This window comes from Frankia sp. CcI49 (genome assembly GCF_001983215.1).
Classification (GTDB): Bacteria; Actinomycetota; Actinomycetes; order Frankiales; family Frankiaceae; genus Parafrankia; species Parafrankia irregularis.
On sequence record NZ_MOWP01000009.1, the window covers coordinates 319,062 to 333,039 of the forward strand.

Genomic DNA, 13,978 nt, shown 5'->3' on the forward strand with positions numbered 1-13,978 from the left:
GGCGCCGTGTGGCGGCGCGGGATTCCCGATGGGTCACCGCGCGCTGGGGGCCCAGGCCGGACCGGTCACGCCGGAGCAGACCGGACCCGGGTTTGTGTTGCGTCAGGCCTGGTCGAGGACGGCGCCGATCCGGCGGCGGGTCTCGGTCTCGCCCAGAGCCTGGGTCACCAGGTTGAAGGCGGGGCTGCGGTTCGAGCCGGTGAGCAGGACCCGGAACACCTGGGCGGCTTCCTTCGTCGACCCGACGAAGGAAGCCTTGTCGGCCTTGTATTCCTTCGGGCTGCCGGCGAAGCCGTTCGCCAGCGCGGCGACGCGGATCTGCTCGAACCAGGCGTCACTGTCGTTCACGTGCTGGTAGTCCCGCAGGAAGCCGGTGGCGAGCCCGCGGACGACCTCGGCGGGCAGCTCGCCGAGCCGCGGGTCGGCGGGATTCGTGACCGGTTCGAAGACCCCGGGGAAGAAGTACCCGTAGACCTGGCGGAAGTCGGACCACTTGTGCAGGTCCTTACGCGGGTTGGCGACCCCGACCCGCTCGATGTCGAGCGCCCGCAGCGCCACATCCCGGTTCGCGGCGACCGCGGCGGCGAGCTCGGTGTCGTAGACCTGCGCCCAGGCCAGCACCTCCGCCAGGATCGCCTCGCCGCTCATCGTGGCCACCAGGTCGGCGGCGACGTCCGCGAGCTTCACCAGGTCGACGAGCGGCCCCGCGACGCCGCATTCCTCCAGCCGCAGCGGCTCGGCCAGCGCCTGCTCGATCGGAAGGTCCGCGAGCCGGCCGTTCGCAAGGCTGCGCAGGTAGAACCAGAGCGCGTCCGTCGGATAGCCGCCGGCGACGTAGTACTCGACCGAGGCCTCCGGGTCCTTGCGCTTGGAGAGCTTGCGCTTCGCCTTTCCGTCCTGCTTCATGAGCGGTGCCACATGGGCGTAGGGAATCCGCTCGAAACCAGCCGCGTCGAAGAGCTGGTGATGCACCGGGACGGATGAGATCCATTCGTCGCCGCGGATGACCAGGTTCACCCGCATGAGATGGTCGTCGACCGCGTGCGCGAAATGATATGTCGGCAGCCGCAGCTCGTTCGCGGAGCTTTTCAGAATGACGACGTCGTTGCGGTTGTCGTCGGCGGAGATCGTGCCGCGGATGACATCGGTGTAGCTGACCCTGCCGGCGGCCTCGCCGGGGGAGCGGAAACGCACCACATACGGCTCTCCGGCGGCCAGCCGGGCGCGCACGGCGTCGGCGTCGGCGTCGCGCCAGGGCGCCCAGCGGCCGTAGTACCCGGTGGGGACCTTCACGGCCCGCTGCTCCTCCGCGAACGCGGTCAGCTCCTCCTTGGAGGCGAAGCAGGGATACGCCGCGCCCGCGCGCATCAGCTCCCGCACATAGCTCAGGTAGATCCGCGAGCGTGCCGACTGGAGGTAGGGACCGTACGCGCCGGCGCTGGCACCAGCACCGCCGTCGCCGCCGGCAGCACCGTCGCGCTCGTCCGAGACCAGGTCGAAGTGGGCGAACGCCCGGTCGAACTCGTCGACCGCGCCGGCGACCTCACGCTCCTGGTCAGTGTCCTCGATGCGGATCAGGTAGGTGCCGCCGGACTGCCGGGCCACCGCGCGGTCGAGCATGGCGACGAACACGCCGCCCAGGTGCAGCGAGCCCGTCGGGCTCGGGCAGAACCGGGTGACCTGTGCGCCCGGGGCGAGCTGGCGCGGCGGGTACTGCCGCTCCCAGTGCTCGACCTCGGGCAGATCGCTCGGGAAGAGCGCGTCGATCTCCGCACGATCAAGGGCGGAAACAACCTGGGCGGACGAATCACCTGGGCGGACCATCGACAAAGCAACCATTCCCGGTTTGCGTGTGAATTCTCGAGTTTATGCAGTGACCCGAACATTCTACCACGGCGGGGATCGAAATCGAGATCGGCGCCGCCGGACGCTGTTCCGGCCCGTCGGATGTCTCGGCATGTCGGTGTCGCGGGATGCTGGTCGATGCCAGGCGATTAACTGGAGGGGTGCATTTATTGGCGGTGCCAGGCCGCAGCGTCCGCCACCCGAGGAGCCGGGGATGTAGGTCGTCCTCGCAACCAGGATCCTTGGGGCCGCCGACATCCATCCCAATATTGACAAACGGGGCAGAGGGTCGCTTGGCGATCGACAAGAAGTGAGGATTTTGGCTGTTCCGGCAGCCAGAATCCTCACTTCTTGCTCGGCGGCGGCCGAGGAGCCGGCGTGCCCGCGGGTTCCGATGGGCTCTGGCTGTGGCATTGGCGTCCGAAATCGTCCGGACCCGTGAACGGATGCCCTCCCGGCCCGCGTCGGCAAAGTGACAGAGGTGTTTGAAACCCGAATCGTTACTATTTGGTCGATGAATGACGGGTGTCCGGTGATCGGTCGTCGCGGGCAGATCGTTGCTGTGGGCGACCCGTGTATCCGGCATCGCCGGCCCGGCATGGTGTCACGGCGGCCGCTGAGACCCGAAAGAACCCCCATGACCAGCGGTTTCAGGGGCCGCCAGCGGCGCCCACGGCTCCGTGGGTGGACGAATTCCCGTCCCCACGGGGCTTGGCGGTGTGCGCGGGATTGACGACTAAAGGGCTCTTTGTGGCTCCTCCGAAAATCACCCCTCAGGGGCTTGCGGATCCGGCGAAGAGATGGATGTCCAGAGACCTGGAGAAGGAGGTACACAGAGCCCTCTAGTGCCGTGAACGGAACAGTCGCGCACCCGCTGAAAGCTGACCAGTACTGTCAGAAACCCGAAAGATCGACCACGCGCGAAACCCGCGTAGCCCCCCGCCCCCGCCCACGGTGTGCGAGGAGCGGGGAGCTAGGTGCAGGCAGTCTGCGGGGTGCCGCCGCATCCAGGCGAGCGCACTACGGCCACGGGCTCCCCAGCGGCCGGAATCCTCAAACGATTTCCCGGCGACAACGCCAACCTGCAGTTCGCGATTCCGCGAGAAGTTCTGGCCTGGTGACTGGCGGCAAAAATCGTCAGATTCTGCTCGGCGGTAACGGGACGGACCCGCTCGCGGGTGGCACCGTGGCCAGGCGGTCGCGCGGGCCCCCGCGGCTGCGACGCTCACGCCTGCGGCACCCGCCGCTCGGACCCCGCCGGCTCGGACCCCGCCGCTCAGACCCGCCACAGTGGGCTCGGCACGCCCGGTGCCTGGAGTGGCCGGGCGTTCGTGACGGTGACGACGCTGTCATCGAACCGGTCCAGCAGGTAGGCCTGGGAGGCGACGAGGTGCGCGCGGGCGATCCGCTCGGCGGCCGCCGCCCGCCCGGCGGTGATCTCGGTGAGGAGCCGGCGGTGGGCCCGGACGACCTGCTCGGCCTCGACCTCGTCGGGATACTCGCCCCGGCTGGTGACCGACTCCGCCCAGGTCCGTTCCTGCGCCGACCAGAGCGCCACCAGGCTGCCGACGATGTGGCGGATAGTCGCGTTCGGGGTGAGCGCGACGACGAGCTCGTGGAACTCCCGGGCCGCATGCGTGAACGCGCTGCCGTCGCCGCTGCCGATGAGGCTGGTCGTGGCTTCGATGTTCGCCCGCAGCGCGGGCACGATCCGCTCGCCGCGGTCCGCGGCCGTGGCCAGCGCGCACTGGGCCGCGCACTGCGGCTCGAACGTCTGCAGGCCGACCGCGAGATCGCCGAGGGTGACCCGGCCGGCCTGCAGCGCGAGCCCGAGATGGTAGGCGGCGGATGTCTCGTCCGGCCGGTGCACGTCGGCCCCGCCGACCTTGCCGCGCCGCACGGTGACCAGGCCCTCGGTCTCCAGGATCCGGATGGCCTCCCGGACGGACGGGTAGCTCACGCCGAACTCCCCGACGAGCTGGTCCTGGGTCGGGAGCTGGTAGTCGCCGGTGAGGATGCGCTCGCGCAGCGCCGCGGCGACCGTCTCGGCGATCCTGACCTGTGAGACTCGTCCCGGGCGGCTGGTAGGCACACCAGGATCATACGCCTCTTTATCTTTATAAGTATTGAAGGTTGAGCGGTTTGCGACTACTGTCTGCCGTTCATGGAGTACGACATGGGCGAGGGAGTGGCGGCACTCCGGCGCGACCTGCGTCAACTGGTCCACAAGCACGTGCCGCCCGACTTTCTGGGCGCCTTCACCGACGACCCCGCCGATCTCGAGGTCGCCCAGAGCTTCTGCCGGACGCTCGCCGACCTCGGCCTGCTGTGCATGGCCTGGCCGGCGGCGTACGGCGGGCGCGACGCGACCCCCTGGGAGCAGACCGTCGTCCGCGAGGAGATGTGGGCGCAGCATGAGCCCCGCGGCGCGCAGTACATGGGCGTCAACTGGGTCGGCCCGACGATCATGCGGCACGGCACCCCCGAACAGCAGGCCCAGCACCTCCCCCCGATCGCGCGGGGTGAGGTGATCTGGTGCCAGGGCTTCAGCGAGCCCGAGGCCGGCTCCGACCTCGCCTCACTGCGCACCACCGCCACGCCGGACCCCGAGACCGGCGGCTGGCGGGTCAGCGGGCAGAAGGTGTGGACGTCCTACGCCACCATGGCGCAGTGGTGCTTCCTGCTGGCCCGCACCTCGCGGGAGCAGCGTAAGCAGCAGGGCCTCACGATCTTCCTGGTCCCGATGTCCGACCCCGCGATCGAGGTCCGGCCGATCCCGAGCATGATCGGCCCGCACCATCTCAACGAGGTCTTCTTCGACGAGCTGCGGGTCACCGAGGCGGACGTCCTCGGCACCGTCGGCGGGGGCTGGGCCATCGTGCAGGAGGTGCTGGCCTTCGAAAGGGTCGGCATCGCCCGGTACGCGCGCTGCGAGCGCCTGCTGCAGGCCGCGCCGGCCGCCCTGGGCGCCGAATGGGACCAGCTGCCCGAAGAGCTGCACAGCCGCTGGGCCCGGATGCTCGTGCACGCCCGCCGGGCCCGACTGCTCGCCTACCGGGTCGTGTCGCTGCAGGCCGGCGGCCGGATCCGCCCGGAGGACTCGGCGGCCTACCGGATCGCCGTGACCCGACTGGACCAGGAGAGCGCGGAGGTTCTCATGGACATCGTCGCCGGAGCTTCCCTGCTGGACGAGGAAGGCCGGCGGTTCCGCCGCGCCGTCGAGGACCACCGCCGCTACTCGGTGTCCGCGACTGTGGCCTCCGGCAGCGTCGAGATGCAGCGGATCCTGATGGCACGCTCCCTGCTGGCGGCCCGGTGAGCACCGGAGCCGTGAGCACCGGAGCCGTGAACACCGGCGTCATGAGCACCGGAGTCATGAACACCGAGCTGAGCGAGGAGGCCGTCGAGTTCGGCCGGACGGCCCTGCGTGCGTTCGAGGCGGCCGGCGGCGACCAGCTCGTCCAGGACGCCGAGCGGGAACCGGCCCGGCGGGCCGAGCTCGTCGAACCGGTGCTGGACGAACTCGGAGCCTGGGAGCTCGACCCCCGCGGCGGCGCCGACGAGCTCGAGGCGGCGGCCGCGCTGTGCAAGGCCGCCGGCTGGTGGGCGCTGCCATACCCGGTGGCCGAGCGGCTGTGCCGCCCCACCGACGGCCCCGGCTCCGGCGGCTCCACCGATGGTCTGGTCGTGATCGCCGGATCCGAGCCGGGGCCGCGCACCGGCCCCGGGCCGGCGGCACCGGTCGCCGGGCTCGGCCCGCGCTGGTCGACGGTGGCCCTCGACGGCCGGCGCGGTCTCGCGACCGCCGCGGAGCCGGTCGGCTCGCCCCGCTACACCGCCTTCGTGACGGAGCTGATCCCCGACCCGACCTCGGCCCCGGACCTCCCGGCCGGCCCGGCCGCTGACGGGCCGGCCGACGGCCTCGCCGACCTGGCCCTCGGCCTGGTGCTGCCCTGCTGGACCCTGCTGGGCATGCTCGACCGCGCGATGGAGCTGGCCCGTGCACACGTCCTGGCCAGGGAGCAGTTCGGCCAGCCGCTGGCCCGGTTCCAGGGGGTGCAGTTCCAGCTGACCGACGCCGAAGTCGAACGGGTCGGCGTCGAGGAGCTGGCGAAATACGCGCTGTGGGCGGTCGCGACCGGCCGCCCGGAGGCGGTGGACGACGCATTGGCGCTGCGCCTCGCCGCGCTGGAGGCCGCCGACCTGGTGTTCCGGGTGACGCATCAGCTCCACGGCGCGATGGGGTTCTGCGACGAGACGACGCTGTCGTGGATCTCCCGGTACAGCCAGCCGCTGCGCCGCCTCCCGTTGGGCCAGGCGGCGACCCGCGACCATCTAACCCGCCGGATCGGCCGGATCGGGCTTGCCGGCCCGTTCGCCACGCAGGCCGTCTCGTCCGTCGCGCAGTTCGAGGGGCAGCAGCGATGACGATCCCGACCGGGAGCGGCGTGGGCGCGGCTGGCCCCGTGGACCTCGCCGAGTTCCGCGCCGAGGTCCAGCGCTGGTGCCGGGCGCATGTTCCGTCCGACTGGCGACGGGCCCAGACCGGCGCGTCCGCGGAGGAGTTCGCCGCGTTCCAGCAGGACTGGTTCCAGCAGTTGCGCGCCGCCGGCTACGCCGTCCCGCACTGGCCCGCCGAATGGGGCGGCGGGATGCCCGTCGCCCAGCAGGTTGTCCTGTACCAGGAGCTCGCCGCGCATGACGCGCCACGGCTGGTGCTCGGCTTCGTCTCGATCCACCATGCCGCGTCGACGCTGCTCGTCGCGGGCACCGACGAGCAGCGCCGCCGGCATCTGCCCGCGATCCTCGACGGCGAGATCTGGGTCCAGGGCTTCTCCGAGCCGGAGGCGGGCTCCGACCTGGCCAGCCTGCGCACGGTCGCGCGCCGCGACGGTGACACGTTCGTCGTCGACGGGCAGAAGCTGTGGGCCAGCGGCGCCGCGCACGCCGACTGGTGCCTGCTGCTCGCCCGCACCGACCCCGATGCGCCCAAGCGCAAGGGCATCTCGTACTTCCTGATGGACATGCGCTCGCCGGGTGTGGACGTCCGTCCGGTGCGCAACGCGATCGGCGACTCCCACTTCTGCGAGATCTTCCTCAACGGGGTGGTGATCCCGGCCGAGAACCTCGTCGGCCCGGTCAACGCCGGCTGGCAGGTGGCCCAGGCGACGCTGGCCGCCGAACSCGGGATGACCATGCTGGAGCTGGCTGAACGGCTCGGCAACGCGGGCTTCCGGTGGCTGGTCGACACCTGCCGCACCCCGGGGCCCGGCGGCGGACGTCCCGTCGACGACCCTCGGGTGGCCGACCGGCTCGCCGAGCTGGAAACCGAGATCACCGGCCTGCGGGCGCTGTGCCGCGGGCTGGTCGAACGGCATGAGGCGGGCACCGCCGGCCCGGCGGACGCCTCGGTCGTCAAGCTCTTCTACAGCGAGCTGCTGCAACGGACGATGGACTTCGCCGTCGAGGTCGCCGGGCTGCCGGCGCACGCCGAGCTGCGCAAGCCCGCGTCCAGCGGCTGGGAGTCAGGAGCGTGGGTGCTGGACTTCATCGGATCGTGGGAGTGGACCATCCCCGGCGGGACCAGCGAGATCCAGCGCACGATCATCGGTGAGCGCGGCCTCGGCCTGCCCCGGGAACCGGTGGCGTCGGCATGAGCGACGCCACCATGAGCGGGAGCGAGCTGGCGGAGCTGCACCGCGAGCTGCGCGCGGTGGCCCGTGACCTGCTGCGCCGCAGCGCGGCGAAGGCCGGGCCGGACCAGACGTACCCCACCGTCGACTGGTCGCTGCTCGTCGACACCGGCTGGCTCGGTCTGGAGATTCCGGCGGAGCTCGACGGGGCGGGCGCGACGTTCGCCGAGGTGGCGGTCGTCCTGCACGAGCTGGGCCGGGCCGCGGCGAGCACGCCGTACCTGGGCACGGCCGTCCTGGCTGTCGGCGCATTGTGCCTGCTCGAGGCGGGCGCCGCACGTGACGACCTGCTGCGCGCGGTCGCCGCGGGTGGGCAGCGCCCTGCCCTCGCGCTGCCCACCGGCGACGGCGACTCACCCGTGTTCCGGGCGGTGGCGGACGGGGCCGGTCGGGTGGTGGTCAGCGGGAGCGCGGACTTCGTCCCCGACGTGCCCGGTGCGGACCGGATCCTGCTCCTCGCCGCGGACGAGTCCGGGACGCCGGTCGTGGTCGCGGTGCGCCCGACCGATCCCGGGGTCACCGTGTCCGAGCGTCCGGTGCTCGACGAGACCCGCCACCTGGGCACCATCGTGGTGGAGGGGACCCGGGTCGACCCGGGGGCGGTGTGGCGGTTCCGCGGAGCCGACCCGGCCGCGTCCGCGGCCTCGGCCCGGCGGCTGCTGGACCGGGCCGCACTGGCCCTGGCCTGCGACAGCCTGGGCCTGGCGGAGGCGATGCTCGAAGCCACCGTCGAGTACGCCGGCACCCGCCGGCAGTTCGGACGTCCGATCGGCTCGTTCCAGGCGGTGAAGCACGCCTGCGCCGACATGTACGTGAAGATCACGGTGGGGCGGGAGCTGCTCGACGCGGCGGTGCGGGCGCTGGCAGCGGCGGACGATCCGGCGGGGCCGCACGATCAGGAGATCAGCGTGGCCGTCTCCCGGGCGAAGTCGTACCTCGGTGCCGCAGCTGTCGACATCGCCGGCGCGGCGATGCAGCTGCACGGCGGCATCGGCTACACCTGGGAGGGCGGGATCCACGTCTACCTGAAGCGTGCCCTGCTGGGGCGCTCGCTGTTCGGCGCCCCGGCGGCGCACCGGGCCCGGCTCGCCGCCCGCTTCACCGCCCCCTGAGCCTGAGAGCGCCTAGCACAATCACGAGCGGCGAGCGGGCCGCTGCTGCTGAGCAAGAAGTGAGGATTTCGGCTGTTGGAACAGCCGAAATCCTCACTTCTTGTCGATCGTCCGAAACTCTTTGTCTCGTTTGTCACTATCGGGAAATGAATTGCTGGCGCTGTGTGGCGACGTGACACCCCCGGTAGATCGCTGTGCGGCGGGTGGGCGGCGCCCAGCCGCGACCGCCCTCGTTGGTCAGTCGCAGGCGACCCCGTCGCCGTCCCAGTCGAGCCAGCGTGAGTATCCGGGCTGGCCCTCGTAGAGCGGGGCCGCCCCGGCAAGGCGCGCGGTGAGGCAGGAGCTGTAGAAGACGGCCGGTGAACGGGTGGCCTTCGCTGGGCTCCGCGTGACGCTCGGCGCGGGCTGGGTCGCCTTCTGGGTGGGCTTCTGCCGGCTCGCGGGTGTCGAAGCGGCGACCGGCATCACCGGTGCCGTGGTCTGCGGCCGTCGGATCACCGGGGGCGCCGTCGGCGTGGGCGCCGCTTCCTGGACGGACACCACCGCTGGCGCCGGCAGCAGTGCGGGAGCGGTAGTCGGTGCCAGGGCGCCGGCAGGGCTCGCCGTCGCCGGCGGCAGGTCCGTTCTGGCCGCGGCGGAGCTGGCGTTGCCCGGCCCCTGGGCGGGCACGAGTGCGGCGACGACGAGGAGGAGAACCAGAAAGGCCCCGCCGATGCCGGTACTTGCCCGCGGGTGCAGGCGGGCCCACCTGACCGCCTGGGCGCTCCACTCCGCTGTCCTTCGGGCCATCGCACGTGCTTGCATTTGCCGGAGTTTCCTGGGGTTGGTGCAGCTATGTCCAGGTATCGGGCTTTCCGACTGGGACTTCGGTGTGGCCATTGGACTTCGGTGTAACTGTCAGCTTGACCGACCGTATCGTCGATCACACCTAGGGTGCCGGGGTGGCGGGGTGGCGGGGGCGTCGCGGGTCGTGTAGCGGAGGAGGCGGTCGGATGAGCCGCCGGGCCTTCCGACGCACTAACCAGTCGGTGGCCGTGGGGGTGTTTGGAAGAGGTCCAGACGTTCATCGGCGGCCACAAACATGGAAGCTCCGCACAGCGGTCGGGACTCGGGGGGCGTAGTCCGCCTCCCGGCGACCCAGCCCCCGAACCCGGCGATCGCACTGCCGGTTCCGATCGCAGCCTCCGGGCTGGTCAACGCGAGCCCGACCGACGCGGCGGCACCGACGACGGTCATCGCCCACTCGATCATGGTCCACCGACGTCGGCTTCGCCTGTTGGCCAGCACCCGCCGCTCCGCTGTCAGGAGGGCGGTCAGCTGCCTGCGCGCCACGGTGACAGATTCCTGATCCAGTTGGACAGTAGCCAGACCTGCGCCGGGTACCTGTAGCCGGGCGACGAAACTGCGCAACCAGTCATGGTAAGCGCCTCGGGCGGCCCGAAAATCCGGGTCGTTGGCGAGCGTGACAACGTCGTGCAGGGCCCGCAAATAATCGCCATCGGAAAGGTCGGGTACCAGGAGGGGCTGGGCCAGCATTACCAGTGCATCGGCTGCGGTCGGTTCATCGGGAGATGGCGTGGGGCTCAGGTCGTCATAGCAGGAACGTTCCGAGGGATAGGCGGCGACGGCTTCTACCGCGCGCGGCAGGTCGTCACCCAGTGCGAGCACCAGGCGGGTGCCATAGAAAGCATCGATGCCGGTAATGGTCGTGGCCACGTCGAGCCGGGAGCGGCCGGCCTGCCAGCGGCCGGGATCCCAGGGAGACTCCCACACCAGCTCGGCGCCATCCCCGGTGGGCTGCCGTTGGGTGCCCAGTACGGCGAGCACGCTTTCAAGCCGGTCCGGGTCCCATGATTCATCGGGGTCGTTCGGATTGGGATGCCGCCACCGGTCCCGTTCGGCGGCCGATGCCGGCACTGGAACGACGACCCGGTCAAACAGCAGCACCTCGCGCAGAAACGCGTCACTCCGACAGTGATCGTTTACGGCGAATGTTCCCCAGACCTCTGCTCCCACGGCAGTCATCGTAGTCGCCTCGGACCGGTCTGCGGTTCTGGCCGACCTGGTTCTGGTCGACCTGTACATGCGCCTGGCCAAATGCGGGCGTCGAAGCTCCAGGTGGACGTCCTGGTTTGCCGTTTTCGCTCCGGACGTAGGCCTTGTCGATCTGCGCGCAGGAAAACTGCATCACTACGAGCGTCGCGCTACTGGAGCGATTGGCTCCCGACTGAGATGTCGACTGAACGGAACAGTGCGTCAATGAACTGTTCGGCATCGGTTCCGCGGGCTGGTCGGGCGCGATGAGGCAGGGATGCGGGCCAGGTCGTCATCGTGGGGCTCGAGGGTGCGTGGGGCCGACCACGCGCGGCGCGAGGAGCCGAGATCAGGATCTGGCGGCCAGGAGGATCCAACCCGCGCACCCGGAGCCGCCGCCACCTCGACCGCCTTCGGCTTGACACCGGCAGGCTCGCCGTCGTCGATTCCTCCTGGCGGGCGGCCGACGAGTGTGGCTGGTGCCTGGGGCGTGCCGTGGCTAACATATAGGTGAGCGTTCGCTTTCTTAGGAAGTTGATCGCTCCTGTGACCGTCAGGTGCGTGGCCGTCGAGTGGGTGGCCGTCAGGGAGGACTTGTGACACTGGGCTGGTTCATCTCAGTCGACGACCATCTCATCGAGCCGGCACGGCTCTGGCAGGAGCGGCTGCCGCAGAAGTGGCGCGACACGGGCCCGCGGATCGTGCGCGAGGGCACGTCCGAGTTCTGGGTCTACGAGGACAGGCAGATCGTCACCACCGGCCTCAACGCCGTCGCGGGCAAGTCCCGCGAGGAGTTCTCGCCCGAGCCGATCTCGTACGAGGACATGCGGCCCGGCTGCTACGAGCCGGCGGCCCGGGTGGCCGACATGAACCAGGGGCTGGTGCTCTCCTCGATCCTGTTCCCGTCGTTCCCGCGGTACTGCGGGCAGGTGTTCCACGAGGCGAAGGACAAGGAGCTCGCCCTGCTGGGCGTGCAGGCCTGGAACGACTTCATCCTGGAGGACTTCGCCGCCGCCTACCCGGGGCGCTTCATCCCGATGATGATCATCCCGCTGTGGGACCCGGTGGCCGCTGCCGCCGAGATCCGGCGCACGGCGGCGCGTGGCGCCAAGTCGATCGCCTTCTCGGAGAACCCGACCAAGCTCGGGCTCCCGTCCATCCACACCGACTTCTGGGACCCGATGCTGGACGCCTGCAACGAGACCGGTTTCGTGGTCTCGATGCACGTCGGCTCCTCGTCGAACCTGATCCGCACCTCGCCGGACATGCCGACGCTGGCGTTCATGGCCTACTCGGCGGCGGCGAACCAGGCCGGCACGTTGCTCGACTGGCTGTTCAGCGGCAAGTTCGAGAAGTTCCCGAACCTGAAGATCGCGCTTTCCGAGGGCTCGATCGGCTGGATTCCGTACTTCCTGGAGCGGGCCGAGCAGGTCATCGACAAGCAGCGGTTCTGGGCGTCGCGCTTCGACATCGACATGAACGCGAGCCACGAGCGCGGCGAGGCCAAGGGCACGGCCAGCTTCAACCTCGACACCGACATCCGCCAGCTCTTCCGCGACCACGTCTTCGGCACGTTCATCGAGGACGCGGCCGGTATCCGGCTGCTGGACATCATCGGCGAGGACAACGTGATGCTCGAGTGCGACTACCCGCACTCCGACTCCACCTGGCCGGACACCTCGAAGCTCGCCAGCGGCTGGCTCGCCCATCTCTCCGAGGACGTTCAGCACAAGATCGCGGTCGGGAACGCCTGCCGCGTCTACGACTTCACCCCGGCTGACCCGGCGACGATCGAGGTCTGAGGCGTGGACAGGGAGTCGCTGGACCACAGCCTGGTACGCCGGCTGCTCGACCACATCGAGAACAACACCACCGACGTGGTCGACTCGGTGCTCGAGGTGTCGACCGAGATCTACTCGGACGGGTACTTCTCGGACGAGTTCGAGGCGCTTTTCCGCAACCAGCCGATCGTGCTGTGCCTTTCGGGTGCCCTGCCCGGCCCGGAGACCTACCACACGGTGGACATCTGCGGCACCTCGATCCTGCTGACGCGGGACGCGGGCGGCCAGCTCCGGGCCCTGACGAATGCCTGCCGGCACCGTGGCGTGCGGCTGGCGGACGGCACGGGCAAGGCGAAGAGGTTCAGCTGCCCCTTCCATTCCTGGACCTACGACCTGGCAGGCAGCCTGGTCAGCGTTCCGTCCGAGCAGTACTTCGACGGGATGTGTCGGGAGGACAAGGGTCTCGTCGAACTGCCGGTGGCCGAGGGGTACGGGCTGATCGTCGGCCGGCTGCGGCCGGGCGGCGAGCCGCTGGACATCGACGCCTATCTCGGTCCGCAGCTCGCCGGTGAGCTGGCCATGCTCGACTTTGCCGGCTGGACGCCGCACAACGCGCCGCACATCCACGAGGTGGGGGGCAACTGGAAGGTCACGCTCGACACCTTCCGGGAGAACTACCACTTCAACTACCTGCACCGGAAGACGCTGCGGACCTACGCGTACGGAGGCGTGCTGACCTTCGACGCGTTCGGTGCCCATCTGCGTAACTGCTCCGCGCTGCGCTCGATCGACGAGCTGATCGACCGCCCCGTTGGCGAGTGGGGCGACGTCACGCAGCATTTCAGTTACCAGTACTCGCTCTTCCCGAACACCTGCATGACCTTCGACAGCCGGCACATCGAGCTGTGGCAGATCATGCCGACCGGCAGCGCCACCTCCCAGGTCCTGCACTCCGTCTACCTGCGTCCCGGGCTTTCGGAGACGGAGCGTGCCAAGGCCGTCGACATGGCACCGTGGATCTGCGAGACGGTCGTCGACGGTGAGGACTTCTGGGTGGCCGGCCGCACGGAGCCCGGTGTCCGCACGGGCGGATTCGACACGGTCGTGTTCGGCCGCAACGAGCCGGCCCCGCAGCACCTGCACCGTAACTTCGCCGCCGCGGTGGAGGCCTACCGCGAGCAGCGGAAAGTCCGGGAGGCGTGAGCGGGAACGCGCTCGCGCGGGAGAGCCCGGCCGCCGTGGTGGAGGAGCTGGCCCGGCGGTTCCTCGCCGGTGACCGGGACGGCGCGTTCGCGCTGTTCGACCCGCAGATCCGCATCCAGCAGCCGGCCTCCCTTCCCCATGGCGGCTGGTACTCCGGGCATGCCGGCGTCGAGCGGATGGGCGTCGAGTTCGCCCGCTACTGGAGCCGCACGATCAGCGACACCAGGATCAACGGCTGCGGTGCCGGTACCGGCACCGCAGCCGGCGGGTCCGGCGATGCCGGCGGGTCCGGCGATGCCGGCGGGTCCGG

General features: G+C 70.3%; 10 protein-coding genes and 1 pseudogene. 7 read left to right on the top strand and 4 right to left on the bottom strand.

Annotated elements, in window-relative coordinates:
• Positions 1-102 precede the first annotated feature (102 nt).
• Positions 103-1,824 carry a glutamate--tRNA ligase family protein gene (locus CcI49_RS10240; RefSeq protein WP_076825899.1) on the bottom strand — a complete coding sequence of 574 codons (1,722 nt, stop codon included), beginning with the start codon at positions 1,822-1,824 and terminating at the stop codon, positions 103-105.
• A 1,297-nt stretch (positions 1,825-3,121) separates the two neighbouring features.
• Positions 3,122-3,937, bottom strand: a complete 816-nt coding sequence (locus CcI49_RS10245) for a GntR family transcriptional regulator (RefSeq protein WP_054570905.1) — start codon at positions 3,935-3,937, stop codon at positions 3,122-3,124.
• Between the two features lie 72 nt (positions 3,938-4,009).
• Between CcI49_RS10245 and CcI49_RS10250 the strand changes: the two genes are divergently transcribed.
• Genes CcI49_RS10250 through CcI49_RS10265 form a run of 4 tightly spaced genes read left to right on the top strand, consistent with a single transcriptional unit; the run spans position 4,010 to position 8,650 of the window.
• Positions 4,010-5,164: an acyl-CoA dehydrogenase family protein gene (locus tag CcI49_RS10250; protein ID WP_076825901.1), complete on the top strand. Its 1,155-nt coding sequence runs from the start codon at positions 4,010-4,012 to the stop codon at positions 5,162-5,164.
• 56 nt (positions 5,165-5,220) lie between these two features.
• On the top strand, positions 5,221-6,273 hold the full coding sequence (locus CcI49_RS10255; RefSeq protein ID WP_076825982.1) for an acyl-CoA dehydrogenase family protein: 1,053 nt from the start codon (positions 5,221-5,223) through the stop codon (positions 6,271-6,273).
• Positions 6,270-7,502, top strand: a complete 1,233-nt coding sequence (locus tag CcI49_RS10260; protein WP_076825903.1) for an acyl-CoA dehydrogenase family protein — start codon at positions 6,270-6,272, stop codon at positions 7,500-7,502. Before CcI49_RS10255 ends, CcI49_RS10260 begins: the two co-directional genes overlap by 4 nt.
• Positions 7,499-8,650: an acyl-CoA dehydrogenase family protein gene (locus CcI49_RS10265; RefSeq protein WP_076825905.1), complete on the top strand. Its 1,152-nt coding sequence runs from the start codon at positions 7,499-7,501 to the stop codon at positions 8,648-8,650. The genes CcI49_RS10260 and CcI49_RS10265 overlap by 4 nt, the downstream gene beginning before the upstream one ends.
• A 237-nt stretch (positions 8,651-8,887) precedes the next feature.
• Here CcI49_RS10265 and CcI49_RS42520 read toward each other — a convergent pair whose 3' ends face one another.
• Both CcI49_RS42520 and CcI49_RS10275 read right to left on the bottom strand, forming a co-directional pair.
• Complete coding sequence (locus CcI49_RS42520) at positions 8,888-9,439, bottom strand: excalibur calcium-binding domain-containing protein (protein ID WP_076825908.1); 552 nt, start codon at positions 9,437-9,439, stop codon at positions 8,888-8,890.
• Between the two features lie 228 nt (positions 9,440-9,667).
• Complete coding sequence (locus CcI49_RS10275; protein WP_158230741.1) at positions 9,668-10,675, bottom strand: hypothetical protein; 1,008 nt, start codon at positions 10,673-10,675, stop codon at positions 9,668-9,670.
• A 605-nt stretch (positions 10,676-11,280) separates the two neighbouring features.
• Here CcI49_RS10275 and CcI49_RS10280 point away from each other — a divergent pair.
• The 3 genes and pseudogenes from CcI49_RS10280 to CcI49_RS10290 all read left to right on the top strand — a co-directional run.
• A complete protein-coding gene (locus tag CcI49_RS10280; RefSeq protein WP_054570910.1) occupies positions 11,281-12,486 on the top strand; it encodes an amidohydrolase family protein in 1,206 nt (401 codons plus the stop codon).
• A 3-nt stretch (positions 12,487-12,489) separates the two neighbouring features.
• Positions 12,490-13,668: an aromatic ring-hydroxylating dioxygenase subunit alpha gene (locus tag CcI49_RS10285; RefSeq protein ID WP_076825912.1), complete on the top strand. Its 1,179-nt coding sequence runs from the start codon at positions 12,490-12,492 to the stop codon at positions 13,666-13,668.
• Positions 13,665-13,978, top strand: a pseudogene (locus CcI49_RS10290) (nuclear transport factor 2 family protein); the annotation flags it as partial. The gene CcI49_RS10285 and the pseudogene CcI49_RS10290, both read left to right, overlap by 4 nt.

Coding starts and splice junctions, on each gene's coding strand:
- CcI49_RS42520 (WP_076825908.1), bottom strand. CDS start 9,439: ATGGCCCGAAGGACAGCGGAGTGGAGCGCCCAGGCGGTCAGGTGGGCC.
- CcI49_RS10265 (WP_076825905.1), top strand. CDS start 7,499: ATGAGCGACGCCACCATGAGCGGGAGCGAGCTGGCGGAGCTGCACCGC.
- CcI49_RS10250 (WP_076825901.1), top strand. CDS start 4,010: ATGGAGTACGACATGGGCGAGGGAGTGGCGGCACTCCGGCGCGACCTG.
- CcI49_RS10255 (WP_076825982.1), top strand. CDS start 5,221: ATGAACACCGAGCTGAGCGAGGAGGCCGTCGAGTTCGGCCGGACGGCC.
- CcI49_RS10275 (WP_158230741.1), bottom strand. CDS start 10,675: ATGACTGCCGTGGGAGCAGAGGTCTGGGGAACATTCGCCGTAAACGAT.
- CcI49_RS10240 (WP_076825899.1), bottom strand. CDS start 1,824: ATGGTCCGCCCAGGTGATTCGTCCGCCCAGGTTGTTTCCGCCCTTGAT.